The sequence below is a fragment of the Okeania sp. SIO2C2 genome (assembly GCF_010692625.1).
Taxonomy (GTDB): Bacteria; Cyanobacteriota; Cyanobacteriia; order Cyanobacteriales; family Microcoleaceae; genus Okeania; species Okeania hirsuta.
Genome location: NZ_JAAHGM010000032.1, coordinates 1 through 23,292, shown reverse-complemented (window position 1 = coordinate 23,292; position 23,292 = coordinate 1). Strand labels below are relative to the sequence as shown.

General features: G+C 37.6%; 20 protein-coding genes, 1 tRNA gene and 1 pseudogene. 12 read left to right on the top strand and 10 right to left on the bottom strand.

Annotated elements, in window-relative coordinates:
• Positions 1 to 214: 214 nt before the first annotated feature.
• The 3 genes from F6K18_RS22380 to F6K18_RS22370 all read right to left on the bottom strand — a co-directional run bounded on the left by F6K18_RS22380 (position 215) and on the right by F6K18_RS22370 (position 6,181).
• Positions 215 to 2,926 carry an ABC transporter substrate-binding protein gene (locus tag F6K18_RS22380; protein ID WP_287524203.1) on the bottom strand — a complete coding sequence of 904 codons (2,712 nt, stop codon included), beginning with the start codon at positions 2,924 to 2,926 and terminating at the stop codon, positions 215 to 217.
• Positions 2,927 to 3,472: 546 nt separating this feature from the next.
• Positions 3,473 to 4,729, bottom strand: coding sequence for a DUF1822 family protein (locus F6K18_RS22375; protein WP_287524201.1), 1,257 nt, complete (start codon positions 4,727 to 4,729; stop codon positions 3,473 to 3,475).
• Between the two features lie 90 nt (positions 4,730 to 4,819).
• Entirely contained in the window at positions 4,820 to 6,181 is a 1,362-nt protein-coding gene (locus F6K18_RS22370) for a hypothetical protein (protein ID WP_287524199.1), read from the bottom strand.
• A 225-nt stretch (positions 6,182 to 6,406) separates the two neighbouring features.
• On the opposite strand from F6K18_RS22370, the gene F6K18_RS22365 reads away from it, so the two are divergent.
• Entirely contained in the window at positions 6,407 to 6,919 is a 513-nt protein-coding gene (locus F6K18_RS22365) for a hypothetical protein (RefSeq protein WP_287524197.1), read from the top strand.
• 57 nt (positions 6,920 to 6,976) lie between these two features.
• On the opposite strand, the gene F6K18_RS22360 is transcribed toward F6K18_RS22365, so the two are convergent.
• Positions 6,977 to 7,120 carry a hypothetical protein gene (locus F6K18_RS22360; protein WP_287524195.1) on the bottom strand — a complete coding sequence of 48 codons (144 nt, stop codon included), beginning with the start codon at positions 7,118 to 7,120 and terminating at the stop codon, positions 6,977 to 6,979.
• 308 nt (positions 7,121 to 7,428) lie between these two features.
• On the opposite strand from F6K18_RS22360, the gene F6K18_RS22355 reads away from it, so the two are divergent.
• The 3 genes and pseudogenes from F6K18_RS22355 (at position 7,429) to F6K18_RS22345 (ending at position 10,198) form a co-directional block, all read left to right on the top strand.
• Positions 7,429 to 7,626 carry a hypothetical protein gene (locus F6K18_RS22355; protein ID WP_287524194.1) on the top strand — a complete coding sequence of 66 codons (198 nt, stop codon included), beginning with the start codon at positions 7,429 to 7,431 and terminating at the stop codon, positions 7,624 to 7,626.
• 174 nt (positions 7,627 to 7,800) lie between these two features.
• Entirely contained in the window at positions 7,801 to 8,775 is a 975-nt protein-coding gene (locus F6K18_RS22350) for a DUF2207 domain-containing protein (RefSeq protein ID WP_287524192.1), read from the top strand.
• A gap of 438 nt (positions 8,776 to 9,213) precedes the next feature.
• A pseudogene (locus F6K18_RS22345) lies at positions 9,214 to 10,198 on the top strand (IS5 family transposase).
• Positions 10,199 to 10,273: 75 nt separating this feature from the next.
• On the opposite strand, the gene F6K18_RS22340 reads toward F6K18_RS22345, so the two are convergent.
• Entirely contained in the window at positions 10,274 to 10,900 is a 627-nt protein-coding gene (locus F6K18_RS22340; protein WP_287524189.1) for a TetR/AcrR family transcriptional regulator, read from the bottom strand.
• Positions 10,901 to 11,583: 683 nt separating this feature from the next.
• Between F6K18_RS22340 and F6K18_RS22335 the strand changes: the two genes are divergently transcribed.
• The 4 genes from F6K18_RS22335 (at position 11,584) to F6K18_RS22320 (ending at position 15,533) form a co-directional block, all read left to right on the top strand.
• Positions 11,584 to 13,047 carry a pitrilysin family protein gene (locus F6K18_RS22335; protein ID WP_287524306.1) on the top strand — a complete coding sequence of 488 codons (1,464 nt, stop codon included), beginning with the start codon at positions 11,584 to 11,586 and terminating at the stop codon, positions 13,045 to 13,047.
• A gap of 206 nt (positions 13,048 to 13,253) precedes the next feature.
• Positions 13,254 to 14,672 carry a M16 family metallopeptidase gene (locus F6K18_RS22330; protein WP_375341340.1) on the top strand — a complete coding sequence of 473 codons (1,419 nt, stop codon included), beginning with the start codon at positions 13,254 to 13,256 and terminating at the stop codon, positions 14,670 to 14,672.
• A 105-nt stretch (positions 14,673 to 14,777) separates the two neighbouring features.
• Positions 14,778 to 15,035: a hypothetical protein gene (locus F6K18_RS22325; RefSeq protein WP_287524185.1), complete on the top strand. Its 258-nt coding sequence runs from the start codon at positions 14,778 to 14,780 to the stop codon at positions 15,033 to 15,035.
• 15 nt (positions 15,036 to 15,050) lie between these two features.
• A complete protein-coding gene (locus F6K18_RS22320) occupies positions 15,051 to 15,533 on the top strand; it encodes a GxxExxY protein (RefSeq protein WP_124143725.1) in 483 nt (160 codons plus the stop codon).
• Positions 15,534 to 15,750: 217 nt separating this feature from the next.
• On the opposite strand, the gene F6K18_RS22315 is transcribed toward F6K18_RS22320, so the two are convergent.
• The gene (locus F6K18_RS22315) at positions 15,751 to 16,578 is read right to left on the bottom strand and encodes a TIGR01548 family HAD-type hydrolase (protein WP_287524182.1); all 828 of its coding nucleotides are present in this window, start codon (positions 16,576 to 16,578) and stop codon (positions 15,751 to 15,753) included.
• Between the two features lie 74 nt (positions 16,579 to 16,652).
• Here F6K18_RS22315 and F6K18_RS22310 point away from each other — a divergent pair, with 74 nt between their 5' ends.
• Together F6K18_RS22310 and F6K18_RS22305 are read left to right on the top strand one after the other, a co-directional pair.
• The gene (locus F6K18_RS22310) at positions 16,653 to 16,952 is read left to right on the top strand and encodes a 30S ribosomal protein PSRP-3 (RefSeq protein ID WP_124143727.1); all 300 of its coding nucleotides are present in this window, start codon (positions 16,653 to 16,655) and stop codon (positions 16,950 to 16,952) included.
• 108 nt (positions 16,953 to 17,060) lie between these two features.
• Positions 17,061 to 18,134, top strand: coding sequence for a class I SAM-dependent methyltransferase (locus F6K18_RS22305; protein WP_287524180.1), 1,074 nt, complete (start codon positions 17,061 to 17,063; stop codon positions 18,132 to 18,134).
• A gap of 7 nt (positions 18,135 to 18,141) precedes the next feature.
• On the opposite strand, the gene F6K18_RS22300 is transcribed toward F6K18_RS22305, so the two are convergent.
• Positions 18,142 to 18,456 (bottom strand): transposase, encoded by a 315-nt coding sequence (locus F6K18_RS22300; RefSeq protein WP_287524177.1) that lies wholly within the window; start codon positions 18,454 to 18,456, stop codon positions 18,142 to 18,144.
• A gap of 1,153 nt (positions 18,457 to 19,609) precedes the next feature.
• On the opposite strand from F6K18_RS22300, the gene F6K18_RS22295 reads away from it, so the two are divergent.
• Positions 19,610 to 20,257, top strand: a complete 648-nt coding sequence (locus F6K18_RS22295; RefSeq protein ID WP_287524304.1) for a histidine phosphatase family protein — start codon at positions 19,610 to 19,612, stop codon at positions 20,255 to 20,257.
• A 154-nt stretch (positions 20,258 to 20,411) separates the two neighbouring features.
• A complete protein-coding gene (locus F6K18_RS22290) occupies positions 20,412 to 21,173 on the top strand; it encodes a YebC/PmpR family DNA-binding transcriptional regulator (protein WP_287524174.1) in 762 nt (253 codons plus the stop codon).
• A 728-nt stretch (positions 21,174 to 21,901) separates the two neighbouring features.
• Here F6K18_RS22290 and F6K18_RS22285 read toward each other — a convergent pair.
• The 3 genes from F6K18_RS22285 to F6K18_RS37355 form a co-directional block, all read right to left on the bottom strand.
• A tRNA-Gly gene (locus F6K18_RS22285) sits at positions 21,902 to 21,972 on the bottom strand.
• A gap of 89 nt (positions 21,973 to 22,061) precedes the next feature.
• Entirely contained in the window at positions 22,062 to 22,187 is a 126-nt protein-coding gene (locus F6K18_RS37360; protein WP_375341339.1) for a hypothetical protein, read from the bottom strand.
• A gap of 180 nt (positions 22,188 to 22,367) precedes the next feature.
• Positions 22,368 to 22,598 carry an adenylate/guanylate cyclase domain-containing protein gene (locus F6K18_RS37355; protein ID WP_375341338.1) on the bottom strand — a complete coding sequence of 77 codons (231 nt, stop codon included), beginning with the start codon at positions 22,596 to 22,598 and terminating at the stop codon, positions 22,368 to 22,370.
• Between the last annotated feature and the right edge of the window lie 694 nt (positions 22,599 to 23,292).

Sequence of the window (23,292 nt, the reverse complement as noted above, 5' to 3'; positions counted from 1 at the left end):
CTGAGGACTCCGTAGTTATTTATTTATCACTGTTTAACCGGACATGATATTACATTTTATTTTCATGTCGCGTAGCGTAACGCACCGCCCTACCCCAAATCTTTCGGTGCGTTACGCTTTCCTGCGGAATGCTGCGCAAACGCTAACACACCCTACGAAATTCTACTACTTAACTCAATCTACGGTATTGTAATGCGCTTATCAGAAAATAATATTATTTAGAAATCGAACAATTTAACCCTGCATCTTCAGGTTTTGAATACTTCTCAGGAATAAATACGAAGTTAAACACTTGATGATCACAACGAACAACCTTAACTAACTCCAGGGGGTGTTTTTTGCGATCGCCAGTCCCCGGTTGAAATGTAATTTCTCCTGTTACCCCATCAACGCGGAAATTTTTACCTGCCAATATCTTCTTAATTTCCCGACGATGTTTTTCCCCATTTTCCTCAATTCCTTTGATTAGCACCTGAGCAGTATCATAACTCAAAGCTGTACGATCGCTAACAGAACCTCCCCACAATTCTTTAGCAGTCTTAGCAAAATTATCTTTGGGATTGTTCAAATGATGCCAATTAACGGTGACCATAAGTTTTTCCAAGAGTTGGGGTTGAACAATCTCTAGGGTTTTGGGACTGTAAATTGAGGAATCACTAACTATCCAGTTTTGACCATCATTTTCTTCGATGATTTTCAGAGCATGAGCAAAGGAATCAGTCACTTGCCCATCTGGCACAAGAACAATAGCTGAGTTACCATATTTTCTGACTTTTTGGATAACATTTTTAGCATTAAAATTAGGCCGAGAAATATCAAATGAATCAATGAGATATCCTCCTTTTTCTGAGAGTTTTTGTTTAAAATGTTTTTTGTAATCACTAGAATAGGGACTAGCAGGGTTATAAAAAATTGTAGCTTTGTTTTGATTAATTTTATTCATCAAGACATCAACCATTGCTTCTGCTCGAAGATGATTAGTTGCGATAATTCGGAAGAAAAATTTTCGAGGTTGGTCTGTGAGTTCAGATGTGGCCGCACCAGGAGAAACTGATACTAATTGATTTTGGTTATATATATCTACAGTTGCCATCGTCATCTCACTAGTCCAAGAAGCAATAACACCTAAAATATCTGACCGTTTGACCAGGGTTTGGGCAACCTTCTTCGCCTGAGTCTCTAAGTTAGCATCATTAGCAATGATAACTTTTAAACCTTTTCCATTCAGGTCATTAAGGTTGAGAAAATTTGCACCAGGCAAAGTTAAATTAAAGGATTTTGCCTTCTTAAATAAACTCAAGTTAACTTCTGTTTGCGCTTGAGCGACTCCCCGTAAGATTTCTTCCGCAACTTCTGCATTACTTATTTGCCCCCTTTCATCTTGTAAAACTGGAACTACAACTGTAATAGTATAGTAATCAACACCCGTCGCTTCTAAAAAGGCATTATTGAGATATATTAAAGTTTCTGGATCTCTTCTTTCTGTCTTCCAGCTTTCCTGGAAATTTTGAGCTGCCTCCCAATAACTTTTTTTGGTGACAAAACAATCACTCCATTGTTGTCGAATATGACTATACCAAATAGGTAGAAAATGATTCAATGGTTTTTGGCATTCGGCAACTGCATCCACACCCCTTTGTTTGTCTCGTGGTTGAAATAGTTTTACCAGAATTTCCTCACCTTTACTGATGTTATCTCCAAGGGTTTCAGGTTTAGGATAAAACCAACGACAAATTCCCAAAACACCAACGATCGCCAAGAAAAACAGAATTATTTGCTTAGGTTTTATTGGAGGTTCAGGTTCAAGTTCAGGTTCAGGTTCAGGTTCAGGTTGAGGCCAATATAGTTCAGGTGTCGCAGGATTTTGGATTAGTACAGGCAATCTAGATGCTCTTGGATAAAACAATTCATTTGGAATAGCATATTCCAGTTGTTGTAAATGCTTCCGTGCTTCTCGAACAGAAGTGTGGAGAGGTTTACCTTGGGTAAATTCTTCCAGGAAATATTGTAAAAAACGCCGTGCTACTATATCGGGAACAGGTTCTCGCATCACAATCAAATGGGGAATATTAAAATCAGCTAAATATTCAGCAATACCCAGTCCATCACAGGAATTAAAAATTGCCAGCTTGACTCTAGGAGTATTTCTCCTCAAAGCTTCTTTCAAAAGATCGATTGATAAATTTAAGGCATGATCGACATGAATAGTCTGACCAGAACTGTGCCCAGCATAAAAAATAATATCCCAATTTCCGAGCCAAAGAGTATCAAATAGTTCTTGAGGAGTCAGAGAATTTCCTCTCGCTGGAATAGAGGTAATTCTTGCCCCATGTCTATTTAAGTTTTCAATCAGTTCCCGATCCTGTTGCAGTTGTAATCCCCCCTCATCGCTACCAAAAATTGCCAGAATTTGAATCGGTTGTTGCAACGTTTCTGTTGGTCGATTATATTTAGACAAGAGGGCAAATTCTGCCTGGGGTAAAAAATATGATTTCTCAAATAAATCCCAATAATCCCAGGATAATTTACGCAGATAATCATTTGATGTATCGATGATAACTCGTACTGATTCATTTATAGTTCTATATTGAAGTTCTCCTATAATTCGCGCTGTTATAGCTCCAAAGATAGGTTCCCCTAACCAATTTCTGACATTAGATTCTAGGGTGAGAGTAGCATTTTGACACTCTTCTAAAATGCAGACGTTGGTAGTTTGCCCATCTGGTATCTTTATCCCTCGGCCTCCCAACTTAGTATAAATGTTTCTCCATTCGTCATAAACTCTAGGAAAATCAGGGTTAGGGGGCAATTGAGGACACTTGCCTTCTCTGGCAATGATTCTACCATCTTGCCAAAACTCCAGGGAAACAGGAAAACCTAATTCAAAACTGCCTTCTTCTATTTTGATAACAACTTTTCTAGTCATTATTCTTAATTCATTGTTATAGTTTTAATATTATATTCGTTTCAATAGACTTCTCCAAAAATTGCTCTTTGTAGGTTGGGTTGAGGAGACGTTAGCGCCAGCTTATCCGTTAGGATAAACCCAACACCAAATCTCAATGTCACAAGGATTTTATATTGTCAAACTTCTAAGATTTAGTACTATATTCTTGAAAATTGCTCTTTGTAGGTTGGGTTGAGGAGACGTTAGCGCCAGCTTATCCGTTAGGATAAACCCAACACCAAATCTCAATGTCACAAGGATTTTATATTGTCAAACTTCTAAGATTTGTAGGAGTTCTAGTGAGGTATAGTCCTGGAAATCCCCCCTAACTCCCCTTGAGAAGGGGGGAACTGGAAGTCCCCCTTAAAAAGGGGGATTTAGGGGGATCGTCTATGTGCCTCATCAGGCTGAAAACCTCTATAAGTCCTGATTTGCTACTACTATTCTTCTTGCAGACCAATATTTTTAGACATTGTTGTTGGGTTGCGCTACCGCTTAACCCAACCTACCATATCCTTTATGTAATCAAATTATGAAATCCTTTGTCACCGTGGCAGAATTAAGGCTAACTTGAAGACTAAAACGATCGCCTGGATCGGCGGTAAATTTGAACTGAATATAATCATCTCTTTCTCTAGCACGAATTTCAAATAAAGATTCCCCCATTTCATCTAAACCAATGAGTTTTAAATTTGCTGGTAAAAAACGTTGGTCTTGCAGAGGATAAACTCTGGAAAGAACAGCAAATCTTTGGTTTGGTTTGGGTAAAATTGCTATCATTAGTGCCACTGGAACTCCTGCCAGTTGTATTCCTAGATCCATAGCACGACGTACACCTGCTGCTGGATTACTAGGGTCTATTTCCCACAACAATTCGGCAATTTGCCAGCGTGTTTCTTCATCTTCTGTTGTTTGTAAAATATTTACTAGAGCTTTATTTACTTCTGTATCTGAGAGTTCAGGTTGAGATAAATCTGTTTGTATTTTGCCTCTTTGTTTTTGAGTCATTTGGAATTGTTTAATAATTTTTTTAACTACTTTGGGAGATAATTTTTCTGTTGTTTTATCTAAACTGAAAGCCATTTGTATAATCGGTTTACGATTTCCTATAAGTTCTTCCACTGGTTGCCAACCTTCTCTCAAAATACCTTCTAACCAACTTGTTAATTTTTCCCAATATTTTGATTCATCCAAGGTATTTTCTGGGATTTTAATAGCTACTGGACTCAAATATTTAAGATTTAAAATTAAGTGACTGGAGTCAGAATTTAGTTCAGGCAAAGAAAGTTGATAATTTCCTATTTTGTTTTTTTGTAAAGACTGATTTATTAATTTATCATATCGTATAAATCCAATTATAATAGCTTCTTCTTCCTCTACTAAAACCTGTATTACTATATAGAAATGAGCAGCAAAATCTGGGGAATTAATCATTTTTTCGGGAATTTCAATTCCTTCATTTACTATACTCTCATTTGTCAGTAAGCAAACTTTAAATCCGCCGACTTGCAGATTACTCATTGGTTCTGAACTGATAATTTGATTAGCTGGCAGAGATTCAATTTGATTATCTAATGTTAAATGCCGATCGCTCAACCTTCTTTTTAGTGCGAATAAACCCAAAATTTTCAAATAAGCTTGCCATTTTTGGGCTTCATTATTAAATTTACCACTCAAGAGAGTTGCTTGCTGAAAATCTTCAGGTTCTAAATCAATAGTTTCTGAGTGCAATTGTCGGTAATACTGTCTGTTTGTTTGCCCATAATTAGAACAAATATTCATATTTTTCTCCGGTTTGTTGTTGTAATTTAAAATTTGCTTTTTGTGGAAAATGCAATAATTAATGTAGTTATTTTAATATTTATTATTCTGTCAAATAGGCTGACTATATTCAAGATAATAGCGCATTTTTTGAGCGAATAAACTTGTCATTTCTTGGTATTTCTTTGCTGTAGAAATTTCCTTAGCTGCCTCTAGAAAAACGGTTTCATCTAAATAACGACTTAATAGTTCAATTAAAGAATCAAAAGCATTTGGATCTAAAACCCCTTGATTTGAATTTAACTCTGCTTGATTCAACAAAATCTGGAGCAATTGCTCCATTACTTGTTCTCGAATTTGCTTCAGCAATTGCTTTAGTTTTAAAATTCGACTAACTTGAGATTGATTATTCATATTTAATTGTTTAGCTACTTCACTTTGAGATTTCTTTTCACAATAAATTAGTCGTAAACTAGGTAAAAAATGAGGAGCAAATTCACTATACCAAGCACTTTTTTGTAGTTTCTGCAAACGTTGATAAAGCACTCCCTCAATAGCATCCATAATAGCTCGATCGCGATGTTCGTCTAGAAATTCAAGTTCCATTGCTGAAGCATTAGAGGGTGGTGAAATCTCAGTTGGATTGAAAATTTGTTCCTGTAGAAACTTAGCAATAGTTTTCAATTGTTCGAGTAGTTCATCTGAAGAATTATATATAATTCTCCTTTGACAAAGGCGATCGCGCATTTCCTGAAGTTGAGACTCAGAAGGTTCAGGACATTTGCCCCTTGCACCCTGTTCTCGTCTGTCGCGGCGATATACCCCATGAAATGCTTCTACCACATCCCGTTCTTGAGGTGAAAGAGTTTCCATTTGGTAACGCTTAATCTCATTTAGTTTTCCCCAAGGAGTAGTTAAAGATAAACCAAATTCCACCCATAACGTTCGAGTTAGTTCTGGGTGGCGACGGGTGAGTAAATAAGTCCAATTCCAGAGTCCAGCTTTATCAGGATTGAATGTTCTCAAAATGTGCGCCCAAAAATAGGGGTAAGAAGACTGAGAATTTTCGCTAACTTCCTGAAAGTTCTTGATCTTACCATCATCAGTGAGTACCAGGTACAACAAGTCTAAGTGGGAAAAACCATAGCGATCGCCAAATTGTTGAGCCAGTTTTTGACAAGCATGAACAATGCCATGAGAAATATAGCAGCGCAAAGAAAGTCCTGCTGTTATGCTGCATTCCTTAGAAGAGGCCGAATTTTGAGATAGAAAGTGAGATAGCAAAGTAGCTTGAATTTTTCTGTCATCTTGGGAGGAGACTTCTTTGAGTTCAGCAATAGATGGAAACCAGATTTGAAATTGTTGTTGAACAGGCAATAGTAAGTCCTCTCGATATCCCTTCTGATAACCAGACACATCATAGCTAGTTAAATCAATTTTGCATAATGTCCAGTAGTTCTTGCTGAGAACCATTTGTCTCCCCCCTATATTCCTCCACAGTATTATTCAAGATTATTGAATCAGTATTTACGCTGATTAGCATTCAAAATTCATTCTCCTAAAGGTTCTATTTTACTCTAGTCCCTGATGATTTGAACTTATGCACTTTTGAGAAATATTTTACAGAACTTGCATAAGTTCTCTCTGACAAGATCTAGTAGGTAATGAACAGACCACATAAATTAAGGTAGAACATGAATGATTATGAAAATAAACTTGCCAAAAACCAAACCTAGACTTTCAATTAGTAGATTTTTGCCAATACCTATTTTGCGCTTGGGAATAATTTCACTGATTTTTTTCCCTTTTTTATTACTGAGTAGTTGTGGAATGATAAGTACCCTGGAAGATGGAATAAAATTATCTGCAGTTCTCAGCAAAAATCATCCAGGAGGAGCTGGTGTATCTTTTAATATTAGAAGCAGTAATCACTTAGGCGTTGATTTGACAAATGACGTTAACTATATCAGAAGTTTAGAAATTACTTTTGCTGATAAAAGTTGGGATAATTTGACAGAACAAAAACTTCAAAATATTGCTGAAAATACAGTTAAGTTAGTTAATCAAGAATATCCCAAACTAGCTGATGCAGATTATATATATGTAATCTTTATGTATCAAGACCAAAACTCTAATGTAAATCCTATTATTTATAGTAGTTTTACATTTCAAAAAACAGAAAATTGTTTTCAAATAAAGAATACCAAATAAAGCTAGATATAATAATTGAAATAAAAATATTCAAGTTTCCAAATGGGAGAGTGATGTTTAATTGTCACAGCTATAAACAAAATAGTTAGTTTTATTGTGAATATACTTGCCAATGGTTAATTTTTTGGCCAACTTTTCGTTTAATAAATTATTGATTTGATAGTCTAATGATTGATAAATAGTTGTGTTCGATTGATTCATAAGATTTAAAATTTAAAGCTTCATCAACTAACTTCATTTTTATTATAGTCTCTGATGATTTGAACTTATGCACTTTTGAGAAATATTTTACAGAACTTGCATAAGTTCTCTCTGACAAGAGTTAGTAGGTAATGAACAGACCACATCAATTAAGGTGAAACACGATAACTAATTTCATTTTTATTATAGTCTCTGATGATTTGAACTTATGCACTTTTAAGAAATATTTTACAGAACTTGCATAAGTTCTCTCTGACAAGAGCTAGTAGTTAATGAACAGACCACATCAATTAAGGTGAAACACGATTATGAAAATAGGTGAAATTTTAATCCGAAGACAATTAATTTCGCAAGTTCAACTAAACCAAGCAATAGACATTCAGACTTCATTGCATATGAAACTAGGAGAACTTTTAATGTTCCAAGGTTTGATCCAACCACAAAATTTAGAAGAAGCTTTAAATGAACAATATTGGAGGGAAAATGGTTATTGGATAATTGACTAAGCATCAATTTAAGATTAACAATTTCTCTACTTATCAAGGAATAATTATGATTTTTCAGACTTATTGATCTCTGAAATATTGTATTTATACAAATATTGTGGAGATCAATACACTGAATTTTATTTTGTCTTGATTTGCAACCAAAGTTTTCACTTCGACTCAGGAAAAGAAAAAATGAATGAATTACCAGTTTTGATTGAACCATACTCTCGGAAAAAATCCCGATTTAAACTACGAAAAATATTAACTTTTTTGGTAGCAATATTGATTGGTTTATCTCCAGCATTACAAACCATTGCTCAGGGAACTTCTCCTTTTTACTGGGATTTTATCAATGTTGAAATAGATGTGCAAAAAAATGGAGATATGCTGGTCAGCGAAACCCAGAAATATGTCTTCACCCAACCTCATACCAACCAAAGATATCGATATATTCCACTAGATAAAGTAGATAAAATTACCGATGTTACAGTTTGGGAAAATCAGGAACAAATTCCTAGTCAAACTGGAATCAAAAATAACCAGATATGGATTAAATGGCAACATCAACTCAATGTTCCTGAAGCACATACTTTTGTATTGAAATATCGAGTAATTGGTGGTTTACATATTAATGAGAGTGGAGATAAAGTTTACTGGAAAGCAATATTTGCTAACCGGAGTGCTGTGATTAAGAATGCCAAAATAATAGTCCGACTGCCAGAAGTTTTATCAGAAAAAATTCAAACATATAAAAGTTTTGGATTTCCTGCAAAAGCTCAAAAAATTAATTCAACAACTGTGGAATTTGTAGCTAAAAAAGCTATTCCACCGCAACAAGAAATAGAAGTTTTGGTGCTATTTCCTCATAATATTCTTGATGTTTCAAAAGCAAATTGGCAGCGCTATCAGGCAGTTAACTCTTTTTTCTCAGGATTATTAGAGCTAATATCTGCTATATTTCCAATATTGATAGTCTCTTTATTGATCGCCTTGGTTTGTTTTAGTAGTAGTAGTAGTGGTAGTAGTGGAAGAGGTAGCATCACTCGCGGTGGTGGCAGTGGCGGTGGTTTTGGTGGCGGCCCTGGCGGTGGCGGTGGCGGTGGCGGTGGCGGTGGTTGTGGTGGCGGTGGCGGTGGCGGTGGTTGTGGTGGCGGTGGTGGTGGATAGTATCAGTTGAACAATTAGGAGTACTACCCATTAACCTCACTATATAACAAAATGTTGATGCACCTCATACCCTTGAGATTGCTTCCTTTCTCAATATGGCCATAACCACTGCCCCTCCACTAATATTAAATCCGCTTACCATAATTAAACTTTTGTAAATTTTCTGCTAAAAAGACTGTAGGGACGTTCTATTGAACGTCCCTACAATGGTTTCACAAAAGGCTGATAATTCCTGAAGTTCTCCAATATCTAACATTTACCGAAAAATAAAGGTATAAAGCCTCTCCATTCATGGAGAAAAAATCAAAAAATTCCTTTTAGCCAATCCTTCTATTACAGAAGAGGTAATTGTTAATTGTTAATTATTAATGGCTTTGTTGCACAAAGAAAGGAAATAGGGTAAAAATAACAGTTTGTGGCACACCAAACCTAGTAGATATGAGTAAGTCCAAGTCCAAATCTAAGTCTAAGTATCGGGTCAGGAACTGGTCTGAGTATGATGCTTCCTTAAAGCAGAGAGGGAGTCTGACATTTTGGCTCAGTAATGAAGTAATAGAGCAGTGGGTAAACCAACAGAGGAAAGGACGTAGGGGAGCATCTAATACTTATGGTGATGTAGCTATTGAATTAATGGTCACTGTAAGCAGCTTGTACGGACTAGCAGGACGACAGACAGAAGGACTTGTGGAGTCTATATTTGATTTAATGGAACTAGACTTACCCGTACCAGACCACAGTACTGTATGCCGTAGAGTTAGAAAATTAAACATTGCTATGCCAGTAATACCAACGGCACAAGGAATTCACTTAGTAGTAGATTCTACAGGGGTCAAAGTGTATGGCGAAGGGGAATGGAAAACTAGGATTCATGGTGTAGGTAAACGTAGAACATGGCGTAAACTGCACCTAGGAGTGAATGAGGCCACGGGAGAGATTGTCACGGCGGTGGTAACAACTAATGATGTGAGTGACGACCAAGTATTTGGAGACCTATTAGATGGGGTATGGGGTAGAAGGTGAAATCACTCAAGTATCAGGTGATGGGGCTTATGATCAATGCAAATGTTATGAAAAAGCCAGTCAGCTAGGGGCAAAAACGACCATTCCGCCACGAAAAAATGCAGTGATTTGGCAGCATGGCAACTGCAAAGGTACTCCTCATCCTAGAGATCAAAACCTGAGACGCATTAGACAAGTGGGGCGAAAGAAATGGAAGCGTGAAAGTGGCTACCATCAACGCTCCCTATCAGTTTGCGTAGCATTCCGTAGGAAAACCACAATGTTTAGACTAAAAGTGATATTTGGAGGTAAGTTGCGACGACGAAAATTTGATAATCAGGCAGTGGAGTTGTTCATACAATGCGCCATACTTAATCGTATGATACAGGACTGTAAGCCAGAAAGCTACTTTGTAGCTTCCTAATTAATTTCTCTTGCGGGGGAGTGTTGCGATCGCAACATTCATGCAACAAAGCCATTATTAATTATTAATTATTAATTATTGAACACCTTCTTCAGAGGCCAAAACACCATTCAAGAAAATATCAGCTAATCCCTCCGCCATTTCTTGCATTACTTGAGGAGAAGCATCAGGTTCTAATAAAGTTTGTTGGCTAAAACCCGCGATCGCAAACATTCCTAAAAATACCCGTGCCACAAGTTTCGGATTCATCTGACGATATACACCCCGCTCCATTGCTGTTGCAAAAAAAGCCTCCGCCACATCCGTCATTTTCTCAATAACTTCCGATTGAATTTTATCCCTCAACTCTGGATGAAATTGTGCTTCCAAAAAACAGACTTTCATCATATCTGCATTGCGATTAATATTTAACATCCGGCGACGCATCACTTGTGCCACAGCTTTATAACTAGACATCTCACTTAATTCTGTTAATAAATCTGTGAGAATTTCTACCCAACCCTGTGTAGCTAACTCAATCAAAATCGCTTTTTTATTAGTAAAATGACGAAACAAAGTACCCTCTGCAACTCCTGCCTTCTTGGCTAAATCTCGAATCGTAGTACCATCATATCCAGATTTAGCAAACAACTTTTGAGCTGCTTGTAATATCTTAGTTCGTGTTTGTATTTCCGAAGTTGGTAACTTAGTTAAAACTTTCATAATAGTTCAAACTTTTATGCTATTTTAACCAGTTGTAGCCTTATAATTTGGCAATTTCAGCATTAATTAACAAAGATTTTATGTAAGCATTTCCTACGGAATGCGGAGCTAACAGCACCTCAGCACTTCAGCTTTATAGAATTGAAATAGCTGACCGCTGACCGCTGACTGCTGACTGCTATTTTGTATAATCGAAAAAGTTGCACCCTACGCTAATATTCGCAAAATCTCAGACTTCAGAATATAATCCTAATTGTCGCCCAATCAAAAATTCAATTACCTATGCAGATATGTCCAAATAGCATTGCTATGTGGAAGTCAAAATTTCAAATTCTTAAAGGTAAACTCAAAATAGAACTATTTACAGAAAGCTCTGAGATAAAATCTACTCAACTCGAAGGATTAAATTTTTAATATTTATGCAAACTTTCTTACCAGCTTGGTATAAAAAAATCATTACCGAAAAATTCAGGTATAAAGCCTCTCCATTCATAGAGAAAAAAGAAGAAAAATCCTTTGCTTCAATCCTCTTATTTATCAGAAGAGGTAATTCTAAATTCTTAATTCTAAATTCTAAATTCTTGAATGCTAGGTTTGAATTGGCCCAACTAAAAAAGCGATCGCTCAACTTATGTCTTTGCTTGATTACCATAAGTTTGTTTTGGTTTGGGTTTCCCGCAAATATGGCCTTAGCACGGGAATCTACTCCCGACCAAAAAATATCAATTAAGCCTTACCTAGACCGAGTAATCAAAAAAGTAACAGAATTTCGCCTTGACAATGGCATGAAATTCATCGTATTGGAAAGGCATAATGCTCCAGTCATATCTTTTTCTATTTATGCTGATGTTGGTGGGGCGAACGAACCGGACGGTCAAACAGGTGTGGCCCATTACCTAGAACATTTAGCTTTTAAAGGCACAAAAAAAATCGGTACAAAAGATTATCAAGCTGAAAAAAAAGCTTTAGAAAAACTAGATAAGATATTTGCAGAAATTCAAACAGCTAGTGCCAAGCAAAAAACTGAACAAGTCACCCAACTTTTAGCAGAATTTGAGTCAGCTCAAAAGCTGGCATCTCAATATGTAAATCAAAATGAATTTTCCAAAATTGTCCAACAAGCAGGAGGGGTTGGACTGAATGCTGCCACCTCCGCAGACTACACCCTATACTTCTACAGTTTACCTGCCAATAAACTAGAATTATGGATGTCTTTGGAGTCAGAAAGATTTTTGGAGCCAGTATTTAGAGAATTTTACAAAGAAAAACAAGTAATTCTCGAAGAAAGGCGATCGCGCACAGAAAATTCACCTGTTGCCCAACTGTTGGAAAAATTTTTAAGTAAAGCTTTCCAAGTTCATCCTTACCGTCGCCCTGTTATTGGTTATCAAGAAGATATCGAAAATTTAAGCAGAGAAAACGTGCGCGACTTTTTTGATACCCATTATGTTCCCAGTAATTTAACAGTAGGGATAGTTGGAGATGTCGATCCCAAAGAAGTCAAAAAATTAGCAAAAATTTATTTCGGTCGCTACAAAACTAGAGAAAAACCAGCACAACTTAATATTGTCGAACCTCCCCAAACTGAACTAGGGGAAGTAACAATGAAATTGAAATCCCAACCTTGGTATATAGAGGGTTATCACCGACCTGCAACAAATCATCCTGACAATGTAATTTATCAAATGATTACTAGCATCTTGAGTGATGGTCGTACTTCTCGCCTCTATCAGTCATTAGTTCAGAAACAGCAAATAGCGCTAGTAGCAAGAGGAGCTGGTAGTTATCCAGGAGATAAATATCCACATCTGATGCTATTTTATGCTCTGACTGCTCCCAATAGTAATGTGGATGAAGTAGGAGCAGCTTTGCAGACAGAAATTGAAAAATTGAAAACAGAGCCAGTTTCTCAGCAAGAGTTAGAAAGGGTGAAAACTCAGGCACGGGCAGGTTTATTACGCTCTCTTGACTCTAATACAGGAATGGTTTCTGCTCTCTTGAGCTATGAAGTTAAAACTGGTTCGTGGCAAAATCTGTTTAAAGAATTAGATGCCATTAATGCAGTAACTACAGAAGATATTTTGCGTGTAGCTCAAAAAACTTTCGTTGCCGAAAACCGTACTATTGGCAGACTACTTCCCAAGTAAATTAGGTATGATAATTTAGAAGTCAGGAGTCAGAAGTCAGAAGTCAGGAGTTTTTTTTCTTTCTGAAGATGGCAGCTCAAGAAAAGTTTACTGATAACTGATAACTGAAATGACCTACCACCTAAAACCTACAAACAATGCTTTCTAACTATAAAAGAAAAATTACTAAATCCAAAATTTTCATCACAGCATTTTTAGCCGTAGTAATGCTGTTAGCTATTTTAGGGCAAATACCAGCCATAGCTATAACTCCAGCCAAACATTATACCGAACTGGAATTTCCCCCACTACCAGAATTAGAACTACCAGAGTACACTCGCTTTCAACTTGATAATGGCATCGTTGTCTATCTCATGGAAGACCATGAATTACCGCTCATAGGTGGTAGAGCAATATTCCGGACAGGTTCAAGATTTGAACCAGAAAATAAAGTCGGGTTAGCAGACTTAACTGGAACTGTAATGCGTACAGGTGGCACAACTCAACATTCCCCTGAAGAAATAAATCAAATACTCGAACAAAAAGCAGCAGTAGTAGAAACAGGTATCGGTGGTACTGCTGGTAGTGCCAGGTTCAGTTGCCTGACTGAAGACTTGACAGAAGTATTTGGATTATTTACCGAAGTAATTCGCGAACCCGTATTTGCTGAAGCAAAACTAGAGTTTGCCAAACAACAATGGCAAGGTGCAATTGCTCGTCGCAATGACGACCCTGAATCTATTGTTGGTCGTGAGTTCCAAAAATTGATTTATGGGACAGAAAGTCCTTATGCTCGAACTGTTGAATATGAAACCCTCAACAATATTTCCCAAGAAGATTTAATTGATTTCTATGCTAAATATTTCCATCCTGAGAATATGATTTTGGGAATAGTAGGAGATTTTCAGACTAAACAGATGCGATCGCTCATTACAGAGCAATTTGGCAACTGGCAACCAAGCATTAAAGCAGTAAAACCACCTCTACCAAATGTTAGTCAAGCTCAAGTCGGTGATATGTTTTTTATTGACCAACCCCAGCTAACTCAAAGTTATGTACAAATGGGTCACTTAGGCGGAAAATTAGATAATCCTGATTATACAGCTTTGAGCGTAATGAATGAGGTACTTAATGGTTTGGGAGGACGTTTGTTTAATAATATTCGATCGCGTCAAGGTTTAGCTTATTCAGTTTCTGCTTATTGGAGTCCTAACTATGATTATCCAGGAGTATTCATTGCTGGGGGTGAAACTCGTTCGGATGCAACCGTGCCATTTATCACATCTGTGAATGAAGAAATTGAACGTATTCGCACTCAACCTATTACACAGGAGGAACTCACCCATGCCAAAGATTCAACTCTCAACTCATTTATTTTCAACTTTCAAGATCCAGCTCAAACTTTATCTCGTTTGATGAGATATGAATATTATGATTATCCTAAAGATTTCATTTTCCGCTATCGTCAGGAAATAGAAAATATTACCGTTGAGGATGTGCAAAGAGTAGCTCAAAAATATTTGCAACCAGATAAAACTGTAACTTTAGTGGTGGGTAACAAAGAAGATATTCAACCACCTCTGAGTAGTCTGGGAAACGATCTGAAAATTACTTCAATAGATATTACAATTCCAGAACCTAGTTAATTGAAGTAGGGAGTTGAGACTCAACCCCATCCTCTGTCAGACGCTGATTATGCCACGGCAGACACTGATGATGCCACAGATACAGGGATAAAGATGATGTCACGGATGTCAGACACTGATGATGCCACAGATACAGGGATAAAGATGATGCCACGGATGTCAGACACTGATGATGCCACAGATACAGGGATAAAGATGATGCCACGGATGCCAGACACTGATGATGCCACAGATACAGGGATAAAGATGATGCCACGGATACACGGATCTAAAGATTGGCTAATCTGTATATCCGTGGCCAAATCCTGGTCTAGCTATAGGGGTTGGAGGTTATGCCAAAATAGTTTTAGATTTTTTTCTTGATCTGAAGGTGCAAATATGAGAGGTAGAGTCAAAGCAGTACATGAGGATTTAACCTATAAGATTATTGGGGCAGCTATGACTGTTCATAATAAGTTGGGGCCTGGTTATCGGGAAGAAATTTATCAGCGATCGCTTGAACAACAGTTAACAAATGAGGGAGTTGGTTTTAAACCTCAAGAAAAATTGCCTATTTATGAATCGGATAATTTGTTGGGCTTTTATATTCCTGATTTCATTGTTGAGGAAGAGGTTATTTTAGAAATCAAGGCTTTTGCAACTTTGCATCAAAAGTATTTAGGCCAAGTGATTACTTATCTCAATCACACAGGTTTGTCTATTGGTTTATTGATTAATTTTGGCGATCGGAGTTTGCGGTTTCGGCGGGTATTTCCCTCTCCTTCCGCTCTCAAGTATCCTCGCAATTATCAATGGATTTATGTCCCTGACTGGTTGAAGGCACAAAAGCAGCAACAGCAGTGGGATGATCTTCCTTTTTAAGGTGTCACTGCCATCCCCATTGCTAGACCAGGATTTGGCCACAGATGTACGGATTCACCAATCTTTATCCGTTCTTTATCCGTGTATCCGTGCCATAATCAGTGTCTGGCAATGGTTGAAATTTGCTCCCCACACCTCCCACACCTCCCACACCTCCCACACCTCCCACACTCTCCCTCTATTTTTAAATAGATCCCATAAGGGTTCTATACAGTGTTTACAATTGCTTAGGGTTTGAGTCCCCATCCACTTCTTCCTTCTTCAACAAAGCGCGAGCGATCGCTTCTTCAGACAATTCTTCAATATTACTCAAAACCACCTTTGCCCCTGCCTCCAACAGCTTTGCACTATAAGTCTCTCGCCTTGTCTGACTTTCCTGCACATGGGGAGGCAACACACCCACCCCTGTCCAACTTCTCGATGGCATTGCTAGACGAGCATTCTCCACCGTATACATATCTCCCACTGTATCGCCAGCATAAATCACAGGTAGATTTTCAGCTAAACCATGCTGTTTTTCCAATGTCTCCAATACTGCAAATAACCCCGTGGGGTCAGGTTTTCCTGGTCCATCCTCCATCGCCACTACTACAGGGGAACTCAACCCTAACTTACCTTCCAAAACATAAGCAGCTTCTGCGCGCATTGCCCCACTAAAAAATCCCCAAGAAAATCCTGCTGCTGTCAATCTCTGAAAATAATCAGAACTCACTAACAACGGTTCCGTACAAATATAACCAGTCCAATTATCTTCATTGGGACCCCGATAACGAGACTGAAAAAAAGCCACTAACTTTTGATAATCTAAACCAACATCCTCTCTTTTTTGACCTTGGCCTTCAAAATAGCGATAAATTAACTCTTGCGAAGCCTCCCAGTCATTATTCCAAACACCCTCAGATTTTAGTTGGTCAATATCTGTCAAAGTGGGGCAAAATGTGCCGGATGTAAAATGCTCTACCGTATCCGCGATCGCCCGTCGATAAGACCCTCCAACATTCCGAATTACACCATCAATGTCAAAAACCAAAATTGCTTTGTCCATCACTCAATTTCCGTGGTATGATTAAATATTGTGCAAAGTTTTGAAATTAGCCTAATATTGGCTCTGGAGGTAAATTGTCCAAATTCATACTTAAAGTAGTTTGGTTAGAAGATAATGTAGCACTTGCAGTAGATCAAGTGGTAGGAAATGGTACTAGCCCCTTAACTTGTTATTTTTTCTGGCCTCGCAATGATGCTTGGGAAGAATTAAGAAAAGAAATAGAAGCCAAACATTGGATTAATGAATCAGACCGGGTCGATCTTCTCAATCAAGCTACTGAGATAATTAACTACTGGCAAGAAGAGGGAAGAAGACGGCCAATGACAGAAGTTCAATCAAAATTTCCAGAAATAGTTTTTACAGGGACTAATTAGAAGTTAAAAGTAAAAATTAACTTCAGACTTCCTTCTTCAACAATAGTTAGTTGATGTCAATAATATTATACTAAACTGTCAAAAAATTAATTAAAGCAGAATCTGCTGATGAACCAGGAACAGACATTATTCATAAGTGACCAACTGCCACTTGTAACTTCTCCAGCTATTCTCAAAAAAGCTGTTATATATAAGCTTGATAGCTATATTTCAGGAGGTGGTGAGTTGGCATTTCCATGTCTGCCTGGTATGCTTGAGCATTACATAAATATTGTAGAAAGCTTATTTTCTCACCTGGGTAGACCAATGCCCAAGGAAAGACAACTACAATTGCGTCAAATGATAGAAAGGAAGTTGGCAGAGGGGTTTAATATTTCTACAAGTTCAATATTAGTTATTCAGTATGAATTAGTTAAGCCTCCCAAAAAAGGTATGGCTTGCCAAGTAACTGTTCGTAGCCCAACTTTAGAGGAACAGTACAAGTCTTGGGTAGAGAAGAGAAAGCCTCCCTTGTTTGGTTCTCACCCTGATGCTAGAGTATTAGCAACTGTGGCAGAATTTCGTAAAAACACTTCATTAAAAATATTAGATGTGGGTGGGGGAACGGGTAGGAATGCTTTACCTTTGGCACGAAAAGGTCATTCTGTAGATGTTTTAGAGTTAACCCCTGCTTTTATTGAACAGTTGCAAACAGCGATAACTACAGAAAATTTATCTATGAATGTGATTAAGGGAGATATTCTCGACCCACTGACACGAATGCAGCCAGCTTTTTATCAGTTGGCGATCGCCACAGAAGTAGTATCTCATTTTCGCGATGTAGAGCAACTGCGGTTATTTCTAGCAAAAATGTCTGATTTTATTTGTCCTGGTGGTATGCTTCTGTTCAATATATTTTTAACCGTAGATGGGTATGTACCGGATGAGTTAGTCCGAGAGATGGCACAGTTATCTTGGTCGAGTTTGTTCACTGCTAAGGAGTTTGCCACAGCGATGCAGAGTTTACCCTTAGCGATCGTTTCTAATGAGTTAGTTATAGAATATGAACGTCAACATCTGCCTCAAACAGCTTGGCCTCCTACAAGTTGGTTTGAAAGTTGGGCGACTGGTAGAGATATATTTCCTCTAGCCAATGGTAGACCACCTGTAGAATTGAGGTGGATATTATGTCGGCGGATGTAGTCAAGATTTAGTAGTTTTGAAGGGCTTTGTTGCATGAATGTTGCGATCGCGACAACCCTTTTGTTTGTCGTCCTGCTAATCCAAACAAACTACTGAGAATGACCGTTAGTTCTATAGCTAGATTACTATAAGTATTAGATGCTCCCCTACCTCCAGTCTTCTGTTGGTTTACCCACTGCTCTATCACTTCATCATTTAGCCAAAATGTCAGACTTCCTTTCTGTTTTAAGGAAGCATCATACTCAGACCAGTTGCTGAGGAGGTACTTAGACTTAGACTTGGACTTGCTCATGTCTACGTTGGTGTTCGTTTGTTGTGCCACGCACTATTATTTTTACCCTATTTGCTCTGTTTGTGCAACAAAGCCATGAAATACTAAAATTTTTGCTACAAATACTTAGGTTGTTTTAAGGAGTCATATCATGTCCGCTGGGGCGCGTTTGTGTAAAACCAAGGGTGAATATCTACAGGAAATTTACGTTTTTTCAAGCTTTTAACCCTTCTTTCCTCTTCCTTCTTCCTTCTTCCTTACCTTCACGCTTACAATACCGATGCTACCGGACATGATATCAGGACCCAGGTAGGGGAGTCGTCGGATTGGCGACGTACAGGAGTCAGTAGGAATAGCCTATATATCATTTAGTAGAGTAAAACTCTATTTTTAGTCAAATCGACATTCCTAAGTAAAGTCTTTTAAGCAGGGAAATTATTAGTAGTATTCTTTATTTATATTTCATATCAGTACCAAAATAAATAGGACTTCATCTAAAAAAGTATTTCAGCGTCTCAAAAAAAATAGCCCCCTCTTCTTGAGGAAGCTTAAGCTAATTACAACACACAAACCAATAAAATAATAATTAACAAATAAGTTAATACTTAATTTATTTATATATAAACTAGCAGCTATTTCCGTATTTTTACATAAAGATACGGTAAAGATACTAAAAAGTTTTATGAAGATTTTGTAAAGAAAGAGGATAGTTATGATTTTTGTTTTATAAGTAATGCCAAACGCAATAAAGCAATGGGACAATAGTCAAGATTTAAAGATGGAAGTAACCATAGAGTTATAGATATCCGATCAGATGGGAGTATATCATTTCAACTATAGCGCTACACAAATATGCTCTTGACATTCCTCTGTTCCCTGTTCCCTCACAGGAGTGCTTATTCCCTCTCTTGGTCGATTGGATATGGCGTTAGCGGAGCGAGCGGCTCTACAAGAGCGGGTTTCCTCGCCATCCCACCCTACGGGAAGCTCCGAAGATTGACCGCTTGCGACTGTCGTCGTCGCAGGGTCGCACCGCTATTGACTTTTCCCTTACAACCAAAATTTATTGTCCCAACTAAAAGACGTAGTGCTATATAATTTTTCAATTTCCTTTTTGCCAAATTATTTTTGATAATTAGTCTGAGGTCTCTCAGACTTCTGAATTGCTATATATTTAAAATTGCAATCTGCAACAGATGAACCTATGTTTCAACAAACAGTCTGGATAGCAAGGCACGGAAACCGCATCGACTTCGTAAACCCCGAATGGTTTAACACTGCTGAAAGACCATACGATCCTCATCTGTCGGATGATGGTGTCATTCAAGCCAAACAACTAGCAAACCGTTTAGTTGGGGAAAATATCACTCAAATTTTTTCCTCTCCCTTTCTGCGAACCGTACAAACTGCCAATGAAGTAGCAGAAGTTCTTGATTTACCTATTAAACTAGATTGGGGCTTGTGTGAATGGTTAAATCCAGAATGGATGCCTGCTATGCCAGAAACTATATCCCTAGAAATAATGGCCAAAGCTTACAAAAGAATAGATCTTTCTTACAATGCAGGCACTCCCCAATATCCTGAAACTTGGGAAGCTTGTATGAAGCGCACTGGAGAAACTTCTCAAGGTCTAGTGGCACAGTTTCCCACAGAAAATATTTTATTACTGGGGCACGGAGCTTCAGTTATTGGCACTGCTGCAGGATTAGTAGGTGAAATTGCTAAGATGGAAATCAAAGCCTCTCTTTGTTGTTTAGTTAAAATTGTTCGTGAAAAACAACAATGGGTCATGGAATTAAGTGGGGATACTTCTCATCTAGATAATATAGAAACCAATGTCAGGTTTGTTTAGCCTAACTCATAGTTGAGTTTTGAGGAAAGCCATAAAAAGCGTTAAAATATAATTTCGATAGAAGTTTGATAACTATTGTACCAGGATTTTTATGCCTGTGAATAGTTATCAACATTAGTGATGAAAATGTATTTTTTTTACGCTATTTGATTTTATGGCAGGACACAGTAAATGGGCGAATATTAAACGCCAAAAAGCTAGAGTTGATGCCGTTAAAGGCAAAGTGTTCGCTAAAATTTCTCGCCAGATCATTGTTGCTGCCCGTAGTGGGGCTGATCCGGCTGGTAATTTTCAGTTGCGTACAGCGATAGATAAGGCAAAGGTGGCAGGTATTCCCAATGATAATATCGAGCGGGCGATCGCTAAAGGTTCTGGTCAGTTCAATGATGGTAATGAACTTGAGGAAATTCGTTATGAAGGTTATGGGCCAGGTGGGATAGCGATTCTGATTGAGGGACTTACAGATAATCGTAACCGTACAGCAGCAGACCTCAGAAGTGCATTTACTAAAAATGGAGGTAATTTAGGTGAGACTGGTTGCGTAAGTTGGATGTTTAACCACAAGGGTGTGGTGACTATTACAGGGTCTGTTGATGAGGATGAATTATTGGAAGCATCTGTTGAAGGAGAAGCGGAATATTATGAAATGATTTGTGAAGAAGATTTTCAGGGTGCAGAGGTATTTACTGAAACTACTAATTTGGAAAATCTTAGTCAGATGCTACGAGGTAAAGGTTTTGATGTGAGTGAAGTTGAGTTTCGATGGATTGCTAGTAATACTGTTGAGGTGACAGAACCAGACCAGGCACGATCACTCCTCAAGTTAATGGATGCTCTTGACGATCTTGATGATGTGCAGAATGTGACAGCTAATTTTGATATAGCAAATGAACTTATTTCTGCTGCTTTAGTTTAGATTATTTTTTCCCAGATAATTCTGGGAACAATCTAACTATAATTAAAAGCATAAACTCTCATGGAAATAAAGATGGTTTTTCAACTGGAATCTCAAAAGCACTCAACTGTGTTGGATATCAACTATCCATCAGCACAGTCTTAAATGGTAATTTTTTATTATTTACTGCACATAAAATCATTTATTCCAGATGATCTATTTTTGTTTTTTTATCAGTATCTGGGTCATAAATTCGATAATCTATGAGCCAAAATTGTTCGATTTTTAGATTGAAATATATACAATTTACTATTCCTAAGATCTGCAGTGGAATTATTTATACAATGTGGGACTTACACAAAATAAAGCGGCGTTGCTGAATCAAGGTATGAAAATAAAAACTGAAGAATCTCAAATATTTGTCATTAATATAGTTTAGCAATCGCCAAAAAATACAAATCATACCCCAAATCAGCAACGCCACTAAAGCCACAAAATAGGCTCAAATATAGATAGGCAGAGGCTTTTACCTCAAAAAGGCATAAATCCTGAATAAGCACGGGTTCTAGCTATTTTTAAGGCATCGACGTCATTCCCTTTATAGTTAAACAAGCCATTAAAAATTGGCCAATTTTAGTTAGGTTTAAGTAAGCTTCTTTGTACGGTTTTTGTACACATTTTCATATTTTTTCATCTGTCTAGTAAAGAAAGAAGGTTGAAAGGTTGTAAACTCGTTATTTTATCTTATAAGCGGGTAGGGGGAATCGAACCCCCATCATTAGCTTGGAAGGCTAAGGTTTTACCACTAAACTACACCCGCAGTTGTTTCTTTACTATAACACACTTTTCTAGAATTGCAACAAGTCTAGCAGAAAAAATTTTTAGATCATATTTACTGCCATCTGAGCTTTAAGTTATAGAGTCTCGACTAACTACAAAACCTAAAACCTCTTGATCTATACCTTTCAACTTCAGATACCCAGACTTTTTCACCTCTCGACTATCCACATAGTTAGCAACAGTCTGCGATACCAAAATTGTATTTGGCTCTGCAGCTTCCTGTAGCCGAGCTGCAATATTTACCTATGGGCCAATAGCTGTATAATCAGACCGCTCTGCACCACTAAACATTCCCACTACAGCATTACCCTGATGAATACCACAACGAAACCTCACTGGTGAAGCCCCATTCGGGCCAATTAATACCAGATTTTGTCACCTCTCATTTAATTTATCCAATAATTTATCCAAAGCTTTTAACATGGCCCTAGCTGAAGCCACTGCTCGTTGCACCTGCTCATCTGCTGTCAACTCTTCAGGTGAACCATAAATTGCCATCACAGCATCTCCCACAAACTTATCCACAGTAACACCATTAGCAAAAATGGCTTTTGTCATCTCTGCTAAATATTCATTTAACAACTCACCTATTCTACGAGCTTGCAAAATATTCGACCAGTGTGATAATTTGACACCATGTTAGCGGAGCTTTGGGTTAGCAAAATTCCCGGTCTCCAATCATCACAAGTTTATCTTTTTTCAATCAACGTCAAACTGGCCAAATAACTGCCTTCTGTTGTCCTAAATTACTACTACCTTTTTTTTCTCAAACTTGCCAATAAATAGATGAGGCTCGTTTTTGGTAGATAACTCCTATGACAAATATATTCTGATCTGTCCATTGTGTTCTATCTATAGTTAGAATTAATCGACTACCATCAGAAAATTTTCTACTGATAATCATTGTAATCATAGGGAACCAAAACAAGGCAAGACTTCAGGAAAATAATGTTAAAAATCTTTGTATATGTTTTCGACGGCTTTCAGATTTAACAGGCCAAGGAAAAAATGATGATCATGATCAAACAGGAAAAATCTTTTTGATACAGAGTTTTAATAGTTGAAACCCTTATATCACAATAGTTTTGAGGTGCTTTTCACCCCGTGAGCCACAACAATATTGTCACAGAAAGCTACAAAAGTTTGAGTTGAAGATGAGAGCCAGGGGGTTTTAACCCCTGGATGAAACATGAGCCACGGGATTGATCCCGTACTGTCCTACACAATTGTGTAGGGTTGTGTTATCATTAATCCTACTATGAGTAAATTAACTTTGACACTAAAACTACCTTTTGATCGC